Source organism: Thioalkalivibrio sp. HK1, from assembly GCA_000583135.1.
GTDB lineage: Bacteria > Pseudomonadota > Gammaproteobacteria > HK1 > HK1 > HK1.
The window spans coordinates 61160-82875 of record JFBG01000011.1; the positions used below are offsets into that span (position 1 = coordinate 61160).

A 21716-nucleotide genomic window follows, 5' to 3' on the forward strand; every position below is an offset into this window, starting at 1 on the left:
AGGGTCTCTTAGCTGGATCGATGGCGGATACGCGGGTCCGCCACTGCATAAAGGATATCCGAGATCGAGATCCCGATGAGGGTGAGGACGGCGCCCAAGAGGTTCACAGTCAAGATGATCGGATAATCCCGCGAGAGGATCGCCTCGTAAGCGAGTCTTCCCAAGCCCGGCCAAGCGAAGATGGACTCGATGATGACCGATCCTCCCACCAATCCCGGCACCATCAGCCCGAACATCGTGATAAAGGGTAATAGAGCGTTGCGCAGGGCATGGCGGTAGATCACGGTGCTCTCATCGAGACCTTTGGCGCGGGCGGTGCGTATATAGTCCGCTTCGATGACATCCAGCATTTGGGATCGGGTATAGCGCGAGAGGGTGGCGATACCCAAGACCGCCATCATCAGCGAGATAGGGGTGATATGCCACATCAGATCGATGATCGAGAACCACCACGGAGCTCCATCGTTACCGAAAGTACGCATCCCGATCACCGGCACCCCTATGTTTTCGACGATCCCCAATATCAGTAGATAGGCGAGGACAAAGCCCGGTATCGAAATCAGTGCCCAAGCGATCAGATTCGATATTCGATCGACAGGGGATCCTCGAGAGAGGGCAGCATGGATGCCGATGGGAAAGGATATCGTCCAAACCAACAATGTCGAGACGATGAACAGCGGCAGGGAGTTCAAAAAGCGCTGCCAAATCTTCGAAAGGACCGGCTGTCCGTCCTTGAATGAGCGCAGATCGCCGCGGGACAAATCCCTCATCCATAGGATATATTGCTTCCACAGTGGCTCATCGAGGTGAAAGGCGCCTCGGATCTTCTCGATATCGGCCGCTTTCATCATCGGATTGAAGGGATCGACCTCGCTTGGTTCCCCCGGGGCGAGGTGGATAACGGCATGCCCGATTAAAGAGATGACGAAAAGGAGCGCGATGCGCTGCCAAAACAGATAAAGGATTCTCCGGATCATCGGTTTATTTCTCTACCCGAGGTGTCGATCGTCCCGATGGATTCCGGAGTTTTTCTTGCTGTCGGAGACGAAGGTGACCAAAGCGCATCGTGCAGTCCCTGATTGCCCACCGATCCCGATGCAGTCCCCGATATGGGGGATGGCCGAGCAAGGCCATCGCGCGCTCCGATCGCTTTTATTATCGATGCGTATCGCATGTGATGTTTTCCGATATCTTGGTTTTCAAGGGGTCAATTCCGGATTGACTCCGTTTTTATGCCAACGATTGAAGTAATAGAAAGGTCGGCCCATGGAGGTGGTGCGCAAGCCGGTGGTTTCCCCGTTTTCGGTCATGACAATATTGCGATCCAGTACGATATTCGAGCGAGAGGCATAGAGAAAAGTGTAGGGTTGATCATCGGCGACCTTCCGATGCAGCGCATGAGCGAGGCGAACTTGTTCTTGTCGATCGTAGGTTTTGCGAAGATCTTCGATGATCGCATCGACCTCGAGATTCTTGTAACCGACGAAGTTGAGTTTCCCATCCTCGGTCTGGCTTGAATGCCAGACCTGATGAAGGTCATAATCGATCCCCGTGCTCCAACCCAATATGACGGCATCGAAATCCCGGGGGTTGATGAAGTCTTTCAAAAACACCGCCCACTCGATGATTTGGCTATTGCTTTTGACGCCGATCTTCGCCCAAGCATTCTGGGCGATGCTCAAAAGCGCCTTGCGCTGCTCGTTGCCGTTATTGGTGATGAGATTGAACTCGAGTCGCTCTCCGTTCTTTTCCAGCCATCCATCCTCTCCCTTCGAATAGCCGACTTCTTGCAGCAGGGCGATGGCGGCATCGGGATCGTAGGGTAGCGCGGGGACATCCGGGTCATACCACGGGGTATTTTTCGAATAGGGACCGGTGGTCCGCTCGCCTTGACCGTAAATCAAGTGTTCGATGATTTCCGGGATATTGATTGCCATCCCGAGGGCCCGCCGCACCCTCGGATCCTGGAATATTTCCTTATTCATATTCCAGCCGATATAGACATAGACATTGCCCAGATAAGAGAAGTTCTGCCATGCGGGATCTTGCAGAAATCGATCCACTTGATGCGGTTGCGGACTATAGGTATCGAGAGCACCGGTGCGAAATTCCATATCTTGAATCAGGGGGTCGGGGATGATCCGCATGTGATAGTGCGCGAACCCCGCCGGCCCGTCGTGATAGTCGTCGTTGCGTACCAAGTGGATTTCCTCGTCGCTTTCCCAATGCACGAAACGAAAGGCGCCGGTGCCGATCGGGCTGCGGTTGAAGGGGCTTTCTCGCATGCCTTCTCGATCTTGCTCGGAAGGCATCCTTTCCGATCCCGCCATCGGATCATCCCTTCCTCGCTCGCCCCCCCCTTCTTCCGGTTCATCGGCATTCGAATCCCCGAAGACGAACGATCTCCGGCCCAGAATATGCTCGGGCAGGATTCCTATGGTCCATGCCGATACCGCGGGGGAGAAGAGTCCTTTGTAGATCACCCGCAATGCATGCGAACCGGTTCGCTCGATGCTTTCCACCGGTTCGAAATCGGAGGCGCGCGGAGAGATATTCTTCGAATCGACGATGGCATCGAAGGTGAAGATGACATCCCCGGCATCGAATTCGTGGCCGTCGTGAAAGCGCACCCCCCTTCGTAGTTCGAAGTCGATGATCGGCTGATGGCGCAGGATTTCGAATTCTTCCGCCGCCGGAGCGTTTTCCGAGGCCAAGGCTTGGCGGCGCAGGTGAGCGGGCTCGACGTCGATGAATTCATCGAAGGTACTGGAGGGATCATCCGATCCGGAAGCCGGCGGGCGGGCGTAGCCGGGACCCAAAACCCCTTCGATGCGATCGAAGAAGTCCGGGTCGATGCGCGTCAGATGGAAGACGACTCGGGCCGGATGCCGAATCGTCAAGGTGGCGGTGGCTTCCTCTTGCGGCAGATCGATCTCCCTTACCTCGACCCTCGCAGGCTCGATATGCACCGATCGAACGAGGTCCGATGTCGCCGGCAGGCGTTCGAGGGATGCGATCACCCGGTCTTCGATGCCCTTGGCATCGACCGCCCGGCCATCGGGAAAGAAGGCATCGGGGAGCACGGCGATCGAGGCGAATTCGCTCAATTCCCAATCCTTTGCCAGCACGCCCCGCAATTCGAGGTTTTCGTCGTATTCAAGCAGGCCATCGAAGACGAGATCGATGATATTACCGCTCGCGACGTCGGAGCTGAGGATAGGGTTGAGCACCCTGGCGTCTCCGGTGGATCCATCGATATAACGCGTCAGACGCTCGGGGGTGGCTCGATCTTGGTTCTCTTGTGTGGGAATCCAAAAAAGGGACTGAACGAGGATAATCGTCACCACCAGCGGTAAGATGATCAGCAAGGTGGCGGGGCGCATTTTTTTCAGTTCGAAGAGGGTCGGGATATCGAGGATCGGATATCGATAGCGATGTGCGGGTTATCGATATCGAGCCTGTCAGCCCGAGGGCGTCGGCCCGGTCGGTACTTGAATTTTCTGACCGGGGAGCAACTTATCACCCCGAGGAAGATCGTTGGATCGGCGCAGATTGTTCAACGGAATCCCGTAGCGCTTGGCGATCCCCCATAGCGTATCCCCCTGTTTTACTTGGTATTGCAGCATTCCATCGCCTCGCACCGGGAAGAGTCCGGGAACCAATAGAGTACGACCGGCGCGAATCCGATCCGAAGCCAAGTTGTTGAGTTCCTTGAGTTGTTTGACGCTGGTATTGTTCCGCAGTGCGATTTCCGAGAGGGTATCGCCGGGGGCGATACGGTATTTGTCGAGGCCCGGGGCGAATTCCTGCACCGATCGCAATGCGCCCAAAGCGGCTTCGAAGCGCTCGACGGAGCGAAGCGGGATCTGCACTCGATGCGGACCCTTGGGGTCGGTGAATCCGTTGCGGATGAAGCCGGGATTGAGCCTTTCCAGTTCGTTCATGCTCACTCCCGCCAGTTTCGCCACTTGGCGAAGGTCCACCTGACCTTTATTACCCAAATCCACTTGCCGGAATTCCACGAAATCCGGGATCGGGGTCAACTCGACCCCATATCGCTTCGGATTGCGAATGATGGCGGATAGGGCCAGCAGGTTGGTCACGAACCCTCGGGTCTCCCTCGGCAATTTCAACGACCAGATATCGACCGCTTTGCCCGCTCGGCGATTGTTGGCCACCGCCCGCTTCAGCTTGCTCTGCCCCCAGTTGTAGGCGGCGACCGCCAGCAACCATTGATCATCGAACTCCCGGTGCAGGTATTCAAGATAATCGAGGGCGGCGCGGGTGGAATCGACCACATCCCTGCGGGCATCGTACCAATAGCTTTCTTTCAGGCCGTAGGCGGCTCCGGTTTTGGGCATGAATTGCCATAGCCCGACCGCCCCCTTATGGGATTTCGCTTGGGGGTCGAATCCGCTTTCGAGGTAGGGAAGGAGCGCGATTTCGGTCGGAATGCCGCGTTTTTCCACCTGCCGCACGATATAGGGAAGATACCCCTTCGCTCGTTCGCCGGCGATATTTTCGAGGTGGTAGCGGCGCTCGCGATAGCGAGCGATGCGGCTTTCGATTTCGGGGCGCATCGGCTCCGACAGCGCAAGGCCGTGTCGGATCCGCACCCAAGTATCGGTGTAGTAGCCGCGTCGGGAAAGAGATGAACCGGGCCGCAGATTGCCGAGATCGATTTCCTCGAGCCGGGATTCATCGCTTCTGCGAGCGACCTCGATCATGGAGTCTCGCTCGCTTTCGGGCTTGCTCGGATATCCGACGAGGGCGAGGGCGGCATTGCGCCCCCCGATGGACGCTTCTTGCGTCGGAATGCAGGCCGAGAGCGCAGGTATCAACAGGATCGACAGTGCGGCCCGCAATCGGAAAGCGGCTCGCAGCCGAGCCTGCAAGACATGGCGCGCGAATAGGGTCGGATTTTCGATAATCTTCATTCTTAGCGCTTAGTCCCGCACATTCATCGAAGCCGTCGGCCAAAAGGGAGTGTCGGGGATTTCAAAAGGAGCGAGTATCGATTCGTTGATTCGTGATCGTCTTCGATGACCGCGCATCGGCCACGAATATCAAGGCTATCGACACCGCTTGACGCCGCTAATGACGATTTCGGACAAGCAAAAAATGCTCTTTGGCTCTCGTTCGAAAGGGGTGATCATCGAGAGCCCCTTCCGGCGAGTGTCGCGCCCGCATTCGAAGCGGGGCATCGAAATGTCGATGACGGCATCGACGCCCGAGGGTTTCGGGGCATCCGCATGAGCGATTTTTGCCCATCGACGCATTCCACCGCACGGCAAGGCCCATGATTACCAAGACGCATCGCCGAGAGTGAATCGCGGGCTTATCGATCTGCGTCTCGAAGTTCAAGGAGCGAGATGGCTCGATGCTCGAAACTTCGACCCGCCCCGCATTGATTTGCAGATTTTACGCGACGGCGATGCCTTGGTCAAGCCGACACCCTCCGGCCTTCAAAGGGATGGCTCGAGAACCGACAAGTGCACCCCGAGCGCTTTCAAGTTGCGAGATCGCGAACGGATTGCCCGCGCCCCGGCGGGCAGGTCGTGACCTGCGCCGATGCGGACGGGATTCGTTGTCGATGAGATTCGGTGCCGGGTATCCGGCCCCCTTCGATCGGCCAAGGGTTTCGATCGACAGGAGTCTTCGATCGCTCATCGGCATCGTCGGCGGACGATGCCAAGGGGCGATCCCTACCGTCATTGCAAAGATGACGCTCCCGTTCCTTTACCGTTATGTCATGCTTCTTGCCGAAGCGGGTTTCGCCATTATCCCATCGAGCCTTGTCGAGTCCATCGGTGAAAGATCCTCCGAAGGTCCCTCGATGGATGCGCGGATCGTTGGCCCTTTTCGAGCGATTCGGATTCGATTTTCGATAAAAAACTGGAATCGATGGGCGAAATTCGCTATCATTACCGGTTTGTGCGAAGGATTTGTGCGGCATTCGATTCGACTATTCGATTTTCCCTATCCGGATTTCGTTTTTCAATCGATTTCGCTTTTTTCGACGAAAAAGGAATCGACCACCTTCGACTCCTTGCCTCACCGAGGTCGACCATCGACTCGGGAGGCTTTTCCCATGAGGAGAGATCAAGATGCGTCATTACGAAGCGGTATTCATGGTTCACCCCAACCAAAGCGATCAGGTTCCGTCGATGATCGAGCGCTATAGCGCCATCGTCACCGACGCCGGCGGCAGCGTGCACCGGCTTGAGGATTGGGGAAGGCGTCAACTCGCCTATCCCATCAACAAGACCCACAAAGCGCACTATGTATTGATGAATATCGAGTGCACGGATACCGCCGTGGCCGAACTCGTCAACGCCTTCAAGTTCAACGATGCGGTGATCCGCAACCTGATCGTTCGTCGAGACGATTCCCCGACCGAGCCCTCTCCCTTGGCCCGGTCCAAAGAGGAGCGCGAACTCGACGATCTCGCCGATCAAGACGGCGAGGCTCGACAAGCCGATGCAGATTCCGGGGACAAGCCCAAAGACGATGCCGATATCAAGGCGGCGCCTTCCTCCGACGATGCCAAAGAAGCGACCGATAGCGAGGCGGACGCAGCCGCAGCGGACGAAAAAGAGACGAACGAGGAGCAAGCGCAAGAATCCCCCGACGCCCCTTTCGCAAAGGCGCAAGAAGACGAATCGGCCGCAACGGATCCCTCGGACGATACGAAGAGCGAACCCTCGAAGAGCGATCCCTCGCAAGACAGCGAATCCAAATAGCGGCTTTGCAAGCGGGCATTTCCGAAAGATCGGGCGCGTATGCGTCTTTCGCCGGATACATGTCCTTCGATGGTTCATTCGCGATCATTCGAATGACTCGATAACACTGAATTTCTCACAAATCGGGAGGTAACGGGTCGATGGCACGTTTTTATCGTAGGCGGCGCTACTGCAGATTCACGGTCGAAGGGGTCGAGGAGATCGACTACAAGGATATCGCCACCCTCAAGTCCTATATCTCGGAGACCGGCAAGATCGTTCCCAGCCGGATCACGGGGACCAAGGCTCGCTACCAGCGTCAACTTGCGCGGGCGATCAAGCGTGCTCGTTTTCTCGCGCTCATTCCCTATACCGATCAGCATAGTTGAGGGTGCGAGGCGGGGCTGTCGGCCCCGCCCGCCGCCCGCCCTTGCATCGGGGAAGCAAGCCCGTGCCCCTTCTCGGTTTCATCACCCGCAGCCGCTACCATGCGATGGGGGTGTCGTTCTTAAGCCTGTCGGTGCCCGCCTTCGGAATGTTGTTCAGTTTGGCGATCATCGGCTTGGCCACGCTGCTCCACGGAGTGAAAGAGGGGATCGGCGTAGGGGTGGGGACGGTGCTTTTGGCCTTCCTATCGCTCTCGTTTATTTCCCAACAGTGGGTGACATTCCACATCCCTTGGCATCTGTCGCTGATCTTCACGGTGGTGGTCGCCTGCGGCGCCTTGCGGATCGGTATCTCTTGGGGGAATTTGCTGGCGGGGGCGACGGCACTTGCAGGTATCGGGATCGCCGTCATCCACCTACAGATCCCGGATTCGGCCGAGCACCGAAATCAGGCGCTGTTTCGGGATCTGCCATTGATGGAACTGCCCGATCTCGGCGCATCGCAAGGACCGAAGACCTTTGATGATCCGAACGACCCCGATGCGAACGATGCGAATGCGGTGATGCCGATCGATCTCGGGTCATCCCCGCTCGTCGGCATTTTCATGGCGACCTTCGTCATCTTGCTCTTCGTTACGATGTGCTTGGCTCGCTATGCGCAAGCGGTCTTGATGAATCCCGGGGGATTCGGGCGTGAGTTTCGCGCCCTCGATCTCGGTCGCCGATTCACGATCGTCACCCTAGCCCTGCTGTCGGTGACCTTCGTATCCTCCGTATCCTCAAGCGATCCGAAATCGGGTATTTTTCAGGATTTATTCATTCTGGCGGCATCGGTCTATATCGTTCAGGGAATTGCGTTGGCGCATGCCCTTGTCAAGCGATACCGCCTTCAAGGGACTTGGTTGTTCTTGATGTATACGGGGATCTTCTTGGGACCCTTTTTGCTTCCCGGCTTGGCGCTGCTGATTCATCTGGCACTGCTTTTGGCCGGTTTTTCGGATACGTGGATGAATTACCGAGCCCGTTTGACCCATCGAACTCCAGGAGATGACGAGGATCGGTGAAAAACCATCCGGCCGAGTGGACGAACCGGGCCGGGAATGTCAGTGGTTGGAAAACCACGAGAATCGATAAAGAGGTGGTGACATGGAAGTGATTTTGCTGGAGAGGGTCGGACGTTTCGGCCAGTTGGGGGATAAGGTGCAGGTCAAGCCCGGATTCGCCCGGAACTATCTGATCCCCAAGGGTATGGCTTTGCCTGCGACCTCGAAGAATTTAGCGGAGTTCGAGGAGCGTCGGGCGGCGTTGGAGCGCCAAGAGGCCGAGGCCATGAGTCGAGCGGAGAAACTGGCCGCCGCTTTGGAAGATACCGAGCTGTTGATCCGACGCAAAGCGGGAACCGAAGGAAGGTTGTTCGGCTCGGTCAACGCTGCGGATGTCGCTCAGGCGCTTGCCGAATCGGGTCATGAGATTGCCCGTCAGCAGTTGCGCATGCCTGACGAGGGAATTCGTCGCCTTGGAACCTATACCGTGGCCGTTCGGATCCATTCGGATATCAAGGCCATGATCAGCGTGGTGGTGGAAGAGGAAGAGCCCGCCTCGTCTTCTTGATACAAGGACCATCCGATATCCGGCCCATCGAGCAATCGACACCCTTGTTCGCACTCCCGTGATCGAGCGCAGCGAAGATGCCCCCTCGCCCGATCCGCGCTTGGCCTCTTTGCGCGCGCCTTCGTGGTCGCAAGAGGCCGAGCAGGCGGTTCTCGGGGGCTTGATGCTCGATAAGGAGGCGTTGGATCGCATCGCCTCCGTGATCGAAACGAAGCATTTTTATCGTTTGGAGCACCAGCATATCTTCGCAGCGGTGCTGGCCTTGGGGGAAAAGGGGCAAGCCTGCGATGCGCTGACGGTCGTCGAGCGCCTCGATCAAGAGGGCCGGCTGGACGAAGCGGGCGGACAGGATTATCTCTACGGGCTCGTCGACAATACCCCGGGTTCCGCAAATATCGTCGCCTATGCCGAGATCGTGCGAGAACGCGCCATCTTGCGCGAACTTGCGCGCGCCGGGACCGATATCGCCGATACCGCCTTGCGCCCCGAGGGTCGAGAGCCCGCCGAAATTCTCGACGATGCGGAGCGAAAGATCCTCGAGATCGGCAGGCAAGGGGGCAAGGACGAATTCGTTCCGATCCACTCCCTGCTGACCAAAGCCTTCGAGCGTATCAGCGAACTCAATCGCAGCGGGTCCACCTTGACCGGCATCTCGACCGGCTTTCAGGATCTGGATCAAAAAACCGCGGGGTTGCAGGCCGGCGATCTGATCATCGTCGCCGGTCGTCCGTCGATGGGCAAGACCTCCTTTGCGATGAATATGGTCGAGGATGCGGCCATCAAAGGCGAGAAAACGGTGGCGGTTTTCAGCATGGAGATGCCCGCCGAGCAACTCACCATGCGGATGCTCTCTTCGCTGGGAAGGATCGATCAACAAAAGGTACGCACCGGTCGTCTTGACAGCGACGATTGGCCGCGGTTGACCGCCCAGCTGACCCTATTGGAAAAGACCCGCATTTACATGGTCGACGATCCGGCCATGACTCCGAACGATATTAGGGCTCGCTGTCGACGTTTGCAGCGCGAGCAAGGGCTCGAATTGGTCGTGGTGGACTATCTGCAGCTGATGCATGTGCCGGGCTCTCGCGAGAATCGTGCCACCGAGATCTCCGAGATCTCGCGCTCCCTCAAATCCTTGGCGAAAGAGTTGATGGTACCGGTGGTTGCCCTTTCGCAGCTCAATCGCGGCTTGGAGCAGCGCACCGACAAAAGGCCGGTGATGTCCGACCTGCGCGAGTCGGGAGCGATCGAACAAGATGCGGATCTGATCCTCTTCATCTATCGAGATGAGGTCTACAACGAGAACAGCGACGACAAGGGCAAGGCGGAGATCATCATCGGCAAGCAAAGAAACGGCCCCATCGGGCGGGTCGATCTGGCTTTTTTGAGTCAGTACACTCGATTCGAAAACTACGCTCGGGATGATTATTCCAGATCCGACTACAAGGAAGTGGCTTACTCGGATTCCGATATCCAGGATTGACGATCCATCGGTCGGCATCGATCGGCGTCGATCGAGTTGGATCCGTCTCGCCCCTCGCCCCATCGTTTTTTCGCGAATTGGCCGCTTTCGATATCCATACCAAGGCATCGATCGCCGCCTGCTTCGACGAAGCCGAAAAAAACGCCATGGTGTGATATCCGCAGGCATCGGGAACGAGCCCGTCGATGAATCGATCGTCGATGAATCGATCGTCAATGAATCGATCCCATCTAAAAAGCGCCTATCGAGGATATTCGCCTCGATGCCGGCTCGGCGAGCCGATGAATCCCTTTTCGTTGAGATAGCGAAAAATTTCCCGTACCGCTTCGCCGGGATCGGTGTCGGTGGTGTCGATGCGGATCTCAGGGGTTTTTGGTGCTTCGTAAGGATCGCTGATCCCGGTGAATTCCGGTATCAGGCCTTTGCGGGCTCGCACATAGAGCCCCTTGGGGTCTCGGGATTCGCAGACGGATAAAGGGGTGCAGACGTGGATTTCGATCATGGCCCCGAAGGCTTCGATCATCTCCCGTACATCCCGGCGGGTATCGGCGTAGGGGGCGATGGGAGCGCATATCGCGATGCCCCCGTTCTTGGTGATCTCGCCTGCGACGAAGCCGATGCGTCGGATATTGATATCCCGATGGGCCTTTGAAAATCCGAGCTCGCTCGAGAGATGGCGGCGCACGACATCGCCGTCGAGCAGGCTGACCGGTCGCTCTTCCTCCTCGATCAAACGGCCGTAGATGATCCTCGCCAAGGTGGATTTTCCCGAGCCCGAAAGCCCGGTGAAAAAGAGTGTGAATCCCTGCTTGTGCGGCGGGGGGAAGGCCTTGCGCAGATCATCGATGACCTCGGGCCAGGAATACCAGTGGGGTATCGTCGAACCCCGAGCGAGGCGGGTTTCGCATTCGGCATCGCTGAGCATGAGGATCTCGGGCGATTCGAAGTCATCGCTCGCCGCTTCGAGGTGCCGCTCCTTCCCCGCGCTCGTTTCCGATCGATCGCCGTTTGCATCCCCGTTGCCGGTGCCGCTCGGGGGAAGGCGGACGAAGCGCTGTCGACTCGGAGCCCAAGCCATTCGCTCGCCGGGGATGATCGCGATTCCCAGCTCTTCCTCGTATCGAAGGGCCAATTCCAAGGCCGCCCACGGCGGATAGATGCTTCGCTCTGGATGATCCCGGTCTTGCCCGGTGGGGCTCGCATGGTCGGTCTCGACGATCAATCCGGTACAGCCATAGTTGCGGCGGATCAGCGCATGCCATAGCGCCTCTTTGGGACCGGCGGTATATGTCGCCAAGGGTAGCAGCGAAAGCAATGCGGATCGTGGCGGATAGTGTCGCAGGACGCTCCGGTAACTGCGCATTCGGGAGAGATGGCGCAGACCCGGAATCGTGGTTTCGGTGATGACGGGGTGGATCAGCAATCGCGCATCGGCCGCTTGCGCGGCTTCGAGGGTCATGGCCCGCTCCGCCTTGTGGATGGGGCGAGCGGTATGAAAGGCGACGATCCGCTGCCACCCGAGTTCGACGAAGCGGCGGCGAAGGCTCTTCGGGGTGTGGCGCAGATCCAGATAGTCATAGCGCTGCGGGAGGTGCAGGCCGCGCACCCTTCCGCCGATCCGGAACTCCCCGACGCTTTCTTCGAGCCGCCGCACCCCCGGATGATCCTCGGAGGCGGTGCCGTAGATCCCTTGCGCCTCTCGTCGTTTGTCGGCGCGCCATCGTTCGCTGACCTCGAGCACCGCCAACGCCAGCCCTTCCGGATCCTGCAAGGCGATCTTCGCCCCGGGCTCGATGGTCGAGGCGGTCTTGGCGTCGACATCCAAGGTCAGCGGCATCGGCCATAGACTCCCGTCGGCAAGGCGCATCGATTCGAGGACGCCATGCCAATTCTCTTGGTCCATGAAGCCATCCAAGGGGGTGAAGGCCCCGCTCAGCAATAGCTCGAGATCGTCCATTTGAGACATCGAAAGGACGATCGCGGGTAATCTTGCGATCTCTTGGCGCAGGGATTTCGCCTCGTCATCGTCGACGAGCAAGGGGCGCAAGGGAAAAGGAGATGAATCGCAGCGAGGCGGCATGGCGGGGGTCGGACCTTTTATGGTTGTTCGCTTCGACGGGAATCGACGGGTGAATCGACGAAGGGATCGATAAGGAGTCGATCATCGATCGGGATCCTTTTCCGCTCGATCTCTTCCAAGGCCGAAGGGCGGTGCCCCGGATTATCATCTTGAAATCCATCGCAGATCCCATCGATACGAGGCGATCTCGAAGGATCCCCGCCGCCGATTTTAAACAAGCGGGCATCGAAGCGGTGCATCGGGAGCGCCGGGGTATCGCTCGATGCTTTGTTCATCTCGACCCATCGACCACCGACCACCGGGCAACGCTTGCGGGATCCTCATCGGGAATCATCATCGGATATGGCGAAACAGCGCAACATCTATATCTGCACCCAATGCGGCGCCGGTTCGAGGCAATGGCATGGGCAGTGCCCCGATTGCGGGGCTTGGAACTCCCTCGAGCTCGAAATCGATCGCGGATCCCGATCCCGTTCGCACCTCGCTCGCCCCGTTGCGCGCCCGGTTACGGCGGCGAGCGTGGATATATCCCCCGAGACCCGGATCGAAACCCGCATCGATGAGCTCGATCGGGTGCTGGGCGGCGGACTGGTTCCCGGCGGGGTGGTGTTGATCGGCGGCGAGCCCGGTATCGGCAAGTCCACCTTGCTCTTGCAAGCCTTGGCCGGGCTATCTTGCGAGACCGAGCGGCAGGTGCTCTATGTCAGCGGGGAGGAGTCGATTCGCCAAGTGGCCCTTCGCGCTCGTCGGCTGGGGGTGGCCGCGGATCGGGTGCGCTTGCTGGCCGAGACCCGAGCGGAGACGATCCTCGATCTTTTGAGCGTAGAGCGTCCTCGAATCGTGGTCATCGATTCCATCCAGACCATCTTCACCGAGGAGTTGCCCTCCGCCCCCGGAAGCGTCTCCCAAGTGAGAGAATGCGCCGCCAGACTGGCCCGTCAAGCCAAGGACGATGAGATGGTGACTTTTCTCGTCGGGCATGTCACCAAGGACGGGGCGTTGGCCGGACCCAGGGTCTTGGAGCATCTGGTCGATACCGTTCTTTATTTCGAAAGCGAGGCCGAGCGCCGGTTTCGGGTGATTCGGGCGGTCAAGAATCGCTTCGGGGCCGCCAACGAGATCGGATTGTTCGCGATGACCGATACCGGCCTCAAAGGCGTGCGCAATCCATCGGCGATCTTCCTCGCCCGCGGCGAGGAGGAGGTGGCTGGCAGCGTGGTGGCGGTGATCCGCGAGGGCACGCGTCCCCTCTTGGTCGAACTGCAAGCTTTGGCCGACGAGTCCTTCGGCCCGCCCCGTCGATTCGCCACCGGATTCGATCAGTCGCGGTTGAATCTGCTGCTCGCGGTGCTTCACCGTCATGCCGGAATATCCACCCACGGATTGGATATCTACGCCAATGTCGCCGGCGGAGTGCGTATCAGCGAGACCGGTGCGGATCTGGCGCTGCTGGCCGCGGTCCGCTCCAGCGTGCGCGAGCGATCGGTGGATCGCCGCACGGTGGTTTTCGGAGAGGTGGGTTTGGCGGGAGAGATCCGGCCCGTTCCCGGGGGCGAGGAGCGTTTGCGCGAAGCGGCCAAACACGGATTCACCAAGGCGCTGGTACCCGCGGCCAATATCCCGAGGCACCCTCCGAAGAGCATCGAGGTCATCGCCGTCAAACGCATCGAATCGGCCCTCGATCACCTTTGAGCCATCGGATCTTTCGGGTTTGCACGGTGAGCGCTTGACAGGGCGGTTTTGCAAAGGGGATCGGAAGGGCCCGGCGGCTCGGCGTCGGGCAGGGGGATTCGAAAGGTTCTCCTTGGAAGACGGATGGGCGATCAGGTGCCTTCGACGGCTTCGGGCTTTTGTCTCCGTGCAGGATTGATACGGGCCAAGCGCACCCCTTTGCTCGTGGTTTTGATGATATCGAAGGGGTAGCCTGCGATCATGATGCTGGTGCCGGGCTCGGGAATGGTTTCGAGGTGCTCGAGCAACAGGCCGTTGACGGTCTTGGGCCCGTCGGTGGGGAGCTCCCATTGCATCTCGCGGTTGATATCCCGGAGATTGGCGAGTCCGTCGACGAGATAGGAGCCATCGGCTTCCACCCTCACATCCTTCATGGGATCGGTGGAAAATTCCCCGACGATCTCTTCCAACAGATCTTCGATGGTGAGCAGGCCCTCGATATCGCCGAGCTCGTCGACGATGAGCCATAGATGATTGCGCGATCTCTGGAAGTTGCGCAGCTGCACCCCCAAAGGAGTGCCCACGGGGGCGAAAGAGGCTTCATTTGCTCGCTCTTCCAGCCATGCGGGCAGGCTATCGTCATTCGGTGCGGCAATCGCTCTTTTGATATGCAACACCCCGAAGATCTCGTTGATATTCCCTCGATAAAGGGGGATGCGGGTGTGTTCGGCTTGGTGAATTTTCTCCAATATCTCCGGCGGAGATTCATCGAGATCGATCGCCTCGATCTCGTCGCGCGGGATCATGATATCGTCGACCGCCATCTTTTCGAGATCCAAAATGCCGATCAGCATCTGTTTATGACTGAGCGGGATCAGCGCTCCCGCCTCGCTGACGAGGGTGCGCAGCTCATCGCGACTTAGGGTATCTCGATCCGAACCGTGGATCTTGATCCGAAGCAGCCATAACAATCCGTTGGCCATCATGGCGATGGCAATCACCAACGGACGAAAGATCGCCATCAAGACGGTCAACACCCAAGCCGCAGGGAAGGCGATCCTCTCCGGATGCAGGGCGGCGAGGGTTTTCGGGGCGACCTCGGCAAAGATCAAGATGACCAAGGTCAGCAGCCCGGCGGCCAATGCGACCCCCGCTTCGCCGAGAGTGCGCAGCGCGATCAAGGTCGCCAGCGAAGCGGCGGCGATATTGACGAGGTTGTTGCCGAGGAGGATCAGTCCGAGCAGCCGATCCGGTTGCTCGAGCAGTTCGCTCGCCTTTATCGCCCCCCGATGCCCTTTCTGCGCCAAATGGCGTAGACGGTAGCGACTTAAGGCCATCATGCTGGTTTCCGAGCTCGAGAAAAACCCCGAGATCAAGATCAAAAGGATGAGAATACCGAACAGTATTCCAAGAGGAACTTGGCTCAAACGAAGTGGACCCTCATGCGTGGATTCTTTTCGATGGCCCGATATCCCTCGGGCCGAGATTCCCCGAAGGATATCGAGCGATTTTCGAATCCGTCTTCGAAATCGAGCGAGCGGATATTCGCGCACATCGAGCTCGGGCGATGAATTCGATTCCCTCGCCCTCGAGTCGATATCCTTGTCGATGGACGATGCAAGACCGTGCCGAGCATCGACGATATCGGCATCCGATGCCTTGCAAGAAGCGACGAGCGCAAGCGATCATCGGATCCATCGTCAGATATCGGTATCCGACGGTCTGAAATCGATGTAGATATTTCTTTCCTCCCCCTTTTCCTTGGCGACCTTGCCCACCCTTGAAATGAATCCGAATTTCGTCATGAAATCCAAATCGTCGAAGACGCCCTCGAAGGTCAGCCGGATCAATATATCGACCGCATCCATGTCTTGATCCGCATAGTATTCCTGCTGGTACATATCCTCGACCGAGAGCTTCAATATTTTCAAATCGCTGTAGTTGTTCTTGTTGACCTCATGAACGATTTCTTCGACATCATCGAAAGACAGAACCTTGTTTTTCATATCGACCTCCTCGGTTGTCGTTGATCTGCGATCCTTAGCCGGAATTTCGAAAGCGGAGTCGATGCTCGCTCGATCGGAATCGAGGAACGCTCTTTCGTGAGGGCATCGAGAGCCTCGGCGAGATTTTCGGATTCGCTCGGCGAAGGGGGTTCGGATGTAAGGTGGAGGGTTCGAGCCGGATAGGGCGCCGAATACGATATCGGGCGGCTTCGATCCGCACCGGTGGATATCGATGCCGCGCATCGCAGGGCGCACCTGCGCGGACAAAAGGCAAGGCCGCCTTGCGCCCCCGCCGAGGAGATATTCGCTGAAAGAGGCGAAGGCAAGGAGCGGATATCGGAATGCTCGCACAATTTCAAATTTGCGCTCTCCTAGTGTCGATATTCATCGAGGCTCGAGATTCGACGGGTGATTTGCCAATTCATCGAAAACTTGGATCTCCTTTTAATGAGTATCGAGCCGAATGTCAAGATCCAAGGAGAGTTAAGGATGCGCGTATCTCGAGGATCGAGGCCCTTCGAGGCCATTCGACTCCATGAGCGAACCCTCGAAGGAAACCTTTCCAAAGGCCGAGATCAAGCCGGATACCAGCGTCGATCCAGCAGCACTTCGAGGATCAAACGGCTACCGAAATAGGCGATCGCAAGGGCCACGAAGCCGAAGAGGCACCAGCGTACCGCCTGCTGCCCCCGCCAGCCGTATCGTCGGCGTCCCCAAAGCAAGGTGCCGAAGATCGCCCAGGCCAAGCATGAGAGCGCCGTTTTATGGACCAAATGTTGTTCCAAGATATCCTCGATGAACATCAACCCGCTGATAAGACTCAGGCTCAGCAGGAAAAAACCCAACCCCACCCACTGGAAGAGCCAGCGCTCTTGGGTTTCCAAAGAAGCGAAGGAGCTCAAAGCCGCGCTCGGTCGATGATTGCGGATACGGAATTCCTGCCAAGAGAAGACCAAGGCCTGAAAGACGGCGAGCGTCAATATCGCATAGCCTGCCAGAGAAATGGTCGCATGAAGATGGATCGTCGTTTCGCTCAAGGTCACCGCCGGGGGCGAGGTCCATATCACGGGTACGAGGGGGGCGAAGGAAGTCAGCGAGAGCACCAACATCCCCGCCCCCTGATCCATCCATCGCAGGTCGGCGGCGATGACGAACATGGCGATGGTGATCAAGCCCGCCAGCGAGAGGGTGATCGCAAGATCGGGAGCGAAGGGATCCGGCCCGACGAAGAGCGAGGGCCAAAGGGCAATGGCGTGCGAAACGATGCCGCCCAAGGCGACCCGGCGGGCGAGCCGATCATGGGGCACCGCCGAACCGTCGCTGTCGTCGGGGACGCTCGCAATCCCTTGGGCGATGCGAACGGCCGCCACCAGATAGGCGAGGGTGGCGACGAAGGCGAAAAAAGAGGTGGTCGATATCATCGGGGTCGATGCCGATTCTTCATCCTTCGAACGAGGGCGGATATGCGTCGGGGAAATGCGATGGTGCAATATACGGCACTTTCCAAGCAAGGATATTGCGCCGATCGATCCCTCGCCGGATGCTTCCGCCAAGCCATGCGCCTTTTACCTGCGATCGACGGCGAGAACGGAGCATCGAAAAACGCACCCCGCCCCGGTCGATGAGCAGCGGTATCGTCGGCGAGCCCTCTCGGTGTCGATGCCGAAGCGGATGCAAGATATCGGATTGATAAGTACCATATCCCGATACTCGGTTGAGCCCCGCTGCCTCGCTCGATCCATCGATACCGTTTTTTGCACCCTTGTTCGGTGTCGACCGACAAACCGACCGACAAAGAGGATTTGAAATGAGCGAGCCCCGCATCATCAAAAAATATCCGAATCGGCGCCTTTACGATACGGAGATCAGCAAATATGTCACATTGAGCGATGTCCGAGATCTCGTCTTTCGGCAGACTCCTTTTCAGGTTCGAGATGCCCGCTCCGACGAGGATCTCACCCGCAGCATTTTGCTGCAGATCATCATGGAGCAGGAGGAAGGAGGGACGCCGATTTTCAGCGAGCAGGTGCTCGAGAAGATTATCCGCTTCTATGGCGGTTCGTTGCAAGGAGCGGTGACCAGCTATTTGGAGCGTAGTTTGAGCCTTTTCGTGGATCAGCAGGCGGGCTTCCAAAGGCAGATGCAGGCGATGATGAGCAGCGATCCCATTTCGGCGATGCGCGAGATCACCGAGCGCAATCTCTTCGCATGGCAGGAGATGCAGAGCAACTTGATGCGGGCGGCCACCGGTCCTTTGGAGCGCACCTTGCAGACCGATCATGCCGGAGCGAGGACTCATTCCTCGGATTCCGATCCGATCTCGGATAGCGGCGATCCACCATCGGATCGAGATCCGAACAAGACTCCCTAAGGGATCGATCGATTGTTTGCGCCCGCGCGCTTGCGGGCTTTGGCGTTGGATTCGAGCGGGCCCCGGTGTCGACCGATTCTATGGCATGCCGGCCAAGGATCGGCAGAGCCGCTTCTTGTTATCGACCGCTTCTCTTTATCGTTACTCGATCCTTTTTACTCGATCCTTTTTATCCGATCCTTTTTATCCGATCCCCCCAGCCTGATCTTGAGACCCGATACCCTCGAGGGCGCCCTTCGCCTCGATGATCGCCAACTCCCTCGGACTTGGGTCTTTTTCGACTCGAAGCCCTTGGATAGGTAAGCGAGGTGATCGAGTTCGATCGAATTTGCTGGTATCATTCGAGTTGTTGCACTGCAACATAATCTTGTCCATATCGCCTTCGAAGTCGGAGAATCGTTTTTTCGACCGAGGCCGAAAGGTCGATCCTTGCGCCTTCGGTTTTTTTTCGGATTCGAACTTCCGAAGGCGGCCATGAATCCACATCCAAGTACGAGATCCAAAGGGAGGTTTTTCGATGTCAGGAAGGATTGCATTGGTAACCGGTGGGCTGGGGCAACTCGGGCGTTCGATTTGCGAACGATTGTCGCAGCGGAATTTCAAGGTGGTGGCGCTGGATCTTCCGCAGGCGGTCGGCAGCGACGAGGCCAAGGATTGGAGCGCCCGACAAGCGCATGCCGATGGAGGGGAGGTCGCATTGATAGAGGTCGATGTCACGGATTACGAATCCTGCTCCCGGGGGGTCTCGAAGGTCCAAGACGAGATCGGTCCGGTGGATGTTCTGGTCAACTGTGCGGGCATCACTCGGGATGCGACCTTGAAGAAGTTGGAGAAAGACGCTTGGGATGCGGTCCTGACCACCAACTTGGACGGTGTGTATAACATGACTCGCCAAGTCATCGACGGTATGACGGTGCGCGGATTCGGGCGCATCGTCAATATTTCCTCCGTCAACGGGGTCAAGGGGCAGTTCGGTCAGACCAACTATTCCGCGGCCAAGGCCGGGATGCATGGATTCACGATGGCCCTCGCCCAGGAAGTGGCGCGCAAGGGGGTGACGGTCAATACCGTCTCTCCTGGATATATGAGCACGAAGTTGGTCGAGAAGATACCGGCGAATATCCTCGAAGAGATCGTCGATCGAATTCCGGTGGGGCGTTTGGGCGAGACTTTCGAGATCGCCGCCCTCGTCGCTTTTTTATGTTCCGACGAGGCGGCGTTCATCACCGGGGCCAACCACGACATCAACGGCGGTCTTCACATGCGTTGACGGTATATCGAGGGGATCGACGGGATCATCGGATCGAGGCGAGGCCGTGGACTCGAGGGTCGTCGGATTTCGCGACTTGAAGATTCCCGATCCCAAAATCCACGATTCAAAGGGCGAGGTCGTTTGTCGCACCGAGGGTAAGGGTTAAGATCGGGAGGCGATATCGGCGCTCGCTCGCCCGAATCCGAATAACCAAGAGGAGCCAGAATATGAAGATTCATATCGAGTTCGACGTGACACCGGCGGAACTGCGGGAATTCTTCGGCCTTCCGAATGTGCAGCCTTTGCAGGAGGAGATGCTCCAATCGTTTAGCCGGCAGATGCAATCGGGGATCGAGGGATTCGATCCGGTGCAGATGATGCGTCCTTTCATCACCCCGGATCCGGCGGGGATGGAAGCGATGCAAAAGGCGTTTTTGAAGACCCTTTCCACCTTCGCCCCCGGCGCCGATTCGAATCAAGCGCGGCAACAAAGGGCCTCGTCGTCGGCGGACGATCGCAAAAGAGACGATCACGAAAAGACGTGATCGCAAGCCGAGGAATCCCTCGTCAGGTTGGGGTTTGACCGAGCCAAGTCGCGATGCTCGGAAAGAGTCGATCGTGCGCGGCCTCGTCGCCGAAGAGATCGAAGTGCCCCCCGTCGTATTCCATCGAGGTATGAGGGGCATTCGGTGCGATCCTCGCCAAAGGACGGGAGGCGGCCGGAGGGACGATGCGATCTTCGCAGGCCACGACATTGAGGATCGGCAGACCGAGATCGTCGAGGGTCGAGGATCGCGCGCCGACCATCGTCGCCTCCTCTTCGAGTCGCTTGCCGATATCGCTCGTTTTCGTCATCAGGGCATTGTCCCGATAGAACATGCGCTGCATCGAAAGAAAGCATCGGCCGGGGAATTCGGGCGGGATCCGGCGGGCGACATTCAAGCGCTCTCGATGCCTCGCTCGGGCGCGATCCATCGCTATCGGCAGTGCCGACAGACCCTGTCCGTCATCGGGTATCGGCGAGATCATCGCCGTCAAGAGCGCCGGCAATCCCCCCGGCAGGTTTTCGAAGATCCCCACCAGCCTTTCGCCATCGAGCCCCCGTAGCCAGTGAGAGAGAAGATCGTCTTCGGTCGCGAAATCGATCGGGGTCGAGAGGGTGACCAGCGCTCTTGCCTTGCCCGGATGGGCCAGGCAGTGGAGGAGGGCCAGCGTTCCACCATGAAAATGCCCGATGATGGCCGGGCGATGGATCGCCTTAGAAGAGGGGGAATCGGCGAGAAGACGCACCGCATCCAATGCGCGCTCGATACCTTGGATTTGTTGCGAAAGACTGCCGCCTCCCTTGCAAGCCCGCCCCCTTTCGAGCATCCAGCAGTCGATGCCGTGGCGGGCCAGCGTTGCCATCACCGAGGATTGCGGATCGAGATCGAAAAGAGAGGATCCGGCGAGGAAGCCGGGGACGATCAGGGCATCGGCTTTTTTGGCAACCGGAGCCCGATGGTGGATAAGGAGATCGCCCCCGTCGAGCGCTCGTTCTTCGACGGCGCAAGGCCGTGCCGAGGATCGCTGCGCCTTCGAAGATCCCGAAGATGGGGGATTGGAATCCGAAGCGGGCCTTGATAGGACGCGAGCGATCCCGGCGGCGACCTCGGGATCGCTTTCCAGCCATTGCAGCGAGGCGGCGAAGGCCTGCCCCAAGGCATCGTCGAAGAGGGCTTCTCGAGCCCGCCGCCGGAAATGGGCATTCGCCTGCCGCACGATCCGTTCGTAGGCATCGATCGCAAAGAGCGGGTCGAGCCCTGCGCCTTGCTGCCCGACCCCGTCCCGGTCGCTTTCTTGCATCGCCCGCTGTCGATCTTCGAAAGCCGTGGCCTGCCGGAGCGAGAGCGCGACGTTCAAGGACAATCTTTGGGCGAAAAGGGCGATCGCCCTGATCGCCCCTTCCATCTCCTTGCGCGATGGATCATGCGCCGGCCTTCTTCCAAGGGCGTGTATCAGCGATATCCAAGGCCGGGACATCGCCATGAAGGACGATCCCGCCTCGCCGAACCGCCCGCGCAGAAGATCCTCGATCCCGGCATCGAAGATCGCGAGCAGCTCGTCGGGGTGCGCCTTGCGCTTGTCCAAGGAT

General features: G+C 58.3%; 18 protein-coding genes and 1 pseudogene. 10 read left to right on the forward strand and 9 right to left on the reverse strand.

The window, feature by feature from the left end; translation table 11 throughout:
* Positions 1 to 8: 8 nt before the first annotated feature.
* The 4 genes from BF99_RS0103840 to BF99_RS0103860 all read right to left on the reverse strand — a co-directional run bounded on the left by BF99_RS0103840 (position 9) and on the right by BF99_RS0103860 (position 5956).
* Entirely contained in the window at positions 9 to 977 is a 969-nt protein-coding gene (locus BF99_RS0103840) for an ABC transporter permease (RefSeq protein ID WP_025769823.1), read from the reverse strand.
* Between the two features lie 222 nt (positions 978 to 1199).
* A complete protein-coding gene (locus tag BF99_RS0103845) occupies positions 1200 to 3383 on the reverse strand; it encodes an ABC transporter substrate-binding protein (protein ID WP_025769824.1) in 2184 nt (727 codons plus the stop codon).
* 78 nt (positions 3384 to 3461) lie between these two features.
* On the reverse strand, positions 3462 to 4937 hold the full coding sequence (locus BF99_RS20150) for a LysM peptidoglycan-binding domain-containing protein (RefSeq protein ID WP_025769825.1): 1476 nt from the start codon (positions 4935 to 4937) through the stop codon (positions 3462 to 3464).
* 572 nt (positions 4938 to 5509) lie between these two features.
* Positions 5510 to 5956 (reverse strand): hypothetical protein, encoded by a 447-nt coding sequence (locus BF99_RS0103860; protein WP_025769827.1) that lies wholly within the window; start codon positions 5954 to 5956, stop codon positions 5510 to 5512.
* Between the two features lie 151 nt (positions 5957 to 6107).
* Here BF99_RS0103860 and rpsF point away from each other — a divergent pair.
* The 5 genes and pseudogenes from rpsF to dnaB all read left to right on the forward strand — a co-directional run.
* A pseudogene (gene rpsF / locus BF99_RS22370) lies at positions 6108 to 6539 on the forward strand (30S ribosomal protein S6); the annotation flags it as partial.
* Between the two features lie 344 nt (positions 6540 to 6883).
* Complete coding sequence (rpsR, locus tag BF99_RS0103870) at positions 6884 to 7111, forward strand: 30S ribosomal protein S18 (RefSeq protein ID WP_025769829.1); 228 nt, start codon at positions 6884 to 6886, stop codon at positions 7109 to 7111.
* On the forward strand, positions 7108 to 8172 hold the full coding sequence (locus BF99_RS0103875) for a hypothetical protein (protein ID WP_025769830.1): 1065 nt from the start codon (positions 7108 to 7110) through the stop codon (positions 8170 to 8172). Before rpsR ends, BF99_RS0103875 begins: the two co-directional genes overlap by 4 nt.
* 82 nt (positions 8173 to 8254) lie before the next feature.
* Positions 8255 to 8719, forward strand: coding sequence for a 50S ribosomal protein L9 (gene rplI / locus BF99_RS0103880; RefSeq protein ID WP_025769831.1), 465 nt, complete (start codon positions 8255 to 8257; stop codon positions 8717 to 8719).
* Positions 8720 to 8780: 61 nt separating this feature from the next.
* Positions 8781 to 10202, forward strand: coding sequence for a replicative DNA helicase (gene dnaB, locus BF99_RS0103885; RefSeq protein WP_051482770.1), 1422 nt, complete (start codon positions 8781 to 8783; stop codon positions 10200 to 10202).
* Positions 10203 to 10443: 241 nt separating this feature from the next.
* On the opposite strand, the gene cysC is transcribed toward dnaB, so the two are convergent.
* Positions 10444 to 12282 carry an adenylyl-sulfate kinase gene (gene cysC / locus BF99_RS0103895; RefSeq protein WP_025769833.1) on the reverse strand — a complete coding sequence of 613 codons (1839 nt, stop codon included), beginning with the start codon at positions 12280 to 12282 and terminating at the stop codon, positions 10444 to 10446.
* Positions 12283 to 12624: 342 nt separating this feature from the next.
* Between cysC and radA the strand changes: the two genes are divergently transcribed.
* Entirely contained in the window at positions 12625 to 13974 is a 1350-nt protein-coding gene (radA, locus tag BF99_RS0103905) for a DNA repair protein RadA (RefSeq protein WP_025769835.1), read from the forward strand.
* A gap of 131 nt (positions 13975 to 14105) precedes the next feature.
* Here the strand turns inward: radA and BF99_RS0103910 are convergent, their stop codons facing one another.
* Positions 14106 to 15380, reverse strand: coding sequence for an HlyC/CorC family transporter (locus BF99_RS0103910; protein WP_025769836.1), 1275 nt, complete (start codon positions 15378 to 15380; stop codon positions 14106 to 14108).
* A 273-nt stretch (positions 15381 to 15653) separates the two neighbouring features.
* Positions 15654 to 15959, reverse strand: coding sequence for a hypothetical protein (locus tag BF99_RS22770; RefSeq protein WP_156013150.1), 306 nt, complete (start codon positions 15957 to 15959; stop codon positions 15654 to 15656).
* A 222-nt stretch (positions 15960 to 16181) separates the two neighbouring features.
* Here BF99_RS22770 and BF99_RS22775 point away from each other — a divergent pair, with 222 nt between their 5' ends.
* Entirely contained in the window at positions 16182 to 16334 is a 153-nt protein-coding gene (locus BF99_RS22775; RefSeq protein WP_156013151.1) for a hypothetical protein, read from the forward strand.
* A gap of 200 nt (positions 16335 to 16534) precedes the next feature.
* Here the strand turns inward: BF99_RS22775 and BF99_RS21820 are convergent, their stop codons facing one another.
* Positions 16535 to 17380 carry a cytochrome C assembly family protein gene (locus BF99_RS21820; protein ID WP_051482766.1) on the reverse strand — a complete coding sequence of 282 codons (846 nt, stop codon included), beginning with the start codon at positions 17378 to 17380 and terminating at the stop codon, positions 16535 to 16537.
* A gap of 386 nt (positions 17381 to 17766) precedes the next feature.
* On the opposite strand from BF99_RS21820, the gene phaR reads away from it, so the two are divergent.
* The 3 genes from phaR to BF99_RS21825 all read left to right on the forward strand — a co-directional run bounded on the left by phaR (position 17767) and on the right by BF99_RS21825 (position 20127).
* Positions 17767 to 18330, forward strand: coding sequence for a polyhydroxyalkanoate synthesis repressor PhaR (gene phaR, locus BF99_RS20170; protein WP_025769840.1), 564 nt, complete (start codon positions 17767 to 17769; stop codon positions 18328 to 18330).
* Positions 18331 to 18847: 517 nt separating this feature from the next.
* A complete protein-coding gene (gene phbB, locus BF99_RS0103955; RefSeq protein WP_025769843.1) occupies positions 18848 to 19600 on the forward strand; it encodes an acetoacetyl-CoA reductase in 753 nt (250 codons plus the stop codon).
* A gap of 209 nt (positions 19601 to 19809) precedes the next feature.
* On the forward strand, positions 19810 to 20127 hold the full coding sequence (locus BF99_RS21825) for a DUF6489 family protein (protein WP_025769844.1): 318 nt from the start codon (positions 19810 to 19812) through the stop codon (positions 20125 to 20127).
* Positions 20128 to 20149: 22 nt separating this feature from the next.
* Here BF99_RS21825 and BF99_RS0103970 read toward each other — a convergent pair whose 3' ends face one another.
* Complete coding sequence (locus BF99_RS0103970) at positions 20150 to 21712, reverse strand: alpha/beta fold hydrolase (RefSeq protein WP_025769845.1); 1563 nt, start codon at positions 21710 to 21712, stop codon at positions 20150 to 20152.
* Between the last annotated feature and the right edge of the window lie 4 nt (positions 21713 to 21716).

Excerpts from the sequence above, each read along its gene's own strand:
- BF99_RS0103840 (WP_025769823.1), bottom strand. The coding sequence starts at position 977 with ATGATCCGGAGAATCCTTTATCTGTTTTGGCAGCGCATCGCGCTCCTT.
- BF99_RS0103845 (WP_025769824.1), bottom strand. The coding sequence starts at position 3,383 with ATGCGCCCCGCCACCTTGCTGATCATCTTACCGCTGGTGGTGACGATT.
- BF99_RS20150 (WP_025769825.1), bottom strand. The coding sequence starts at position 4,937 with ATGAAGATTATCGAAAATCCGACCCTATTCGCGCGCCATGTCTTGCAG.
- BF99_RS0103860 (WP_025769827.1), bottom strand. The coding sequence starts at position 5,956 with ATGCCGCACAAATCCTTCGCACAAACCGGTAATGATAGCGAATTTCGC.
- rpsR (WP_025769829.1), top strand. The coding sequence starts at position 6,884 with ATGGCACGTTTTTATCGTAGGCGGCGCTACTGCAGATTCACGGTCGAA.
- rplI (WP_025769831.1), top strand. The coding sequence starts at position 8,255 with ATGGAAGTGATTTTGCTGGAGAGGGTCGGACGTTTCGGCCAGTTGGGG.
- cysC (WP_025769833.1), bottom strand. The coding sequence starts at position 12,282 with ATGCCGCCTCGCTGCGATTCATCTCCTTTTCCCTTGCGCCCCTTGCTC.
- radA (WP_025769835.1), top strand. The coding sequence starts at position 12,625 with ATGGCGAAACAGCGCAACATCTATATCTGCACCCAATGCGGCGCCGGT.
- BF99_RS22770 (WP_156013150.1), bottom strand. The coding sequence starts at position 15,959 with ATGAAAAACAAGGTTCTGTCTTTCGATGATGTCGAAGAAATCGTTCAT.
- BF99_RS21820 (WP_051482766.1), bottom strand. The coding sequence starts at position 17,380 with ATGATATCGACCACCTCTTTTTTCGCCTTCGTCGCCACCCTCGCCTAT.
- phaR (WP_025769840.1), top strand. The coding sequence starts at position 17,767 with ATGAGCGAGCCCCGCATCATCAAAAAATATCCGAATCGGCGCCTTTAC.
- phbB (WP_025769843.1), top strand. The coding sequence starts at position 18,848 with ATGTCAGGAAGGATTGCATTGGTAACCGGTGGGCTGGGGCAACTCGGG.
- BF99_RS21825 (WP_025769844.1), top strand. The coding sequence starts at position 19,810 with ATGAAGATTCATATCGAGTTCGACGTGACACCGGCGGAACTGCGGGAA.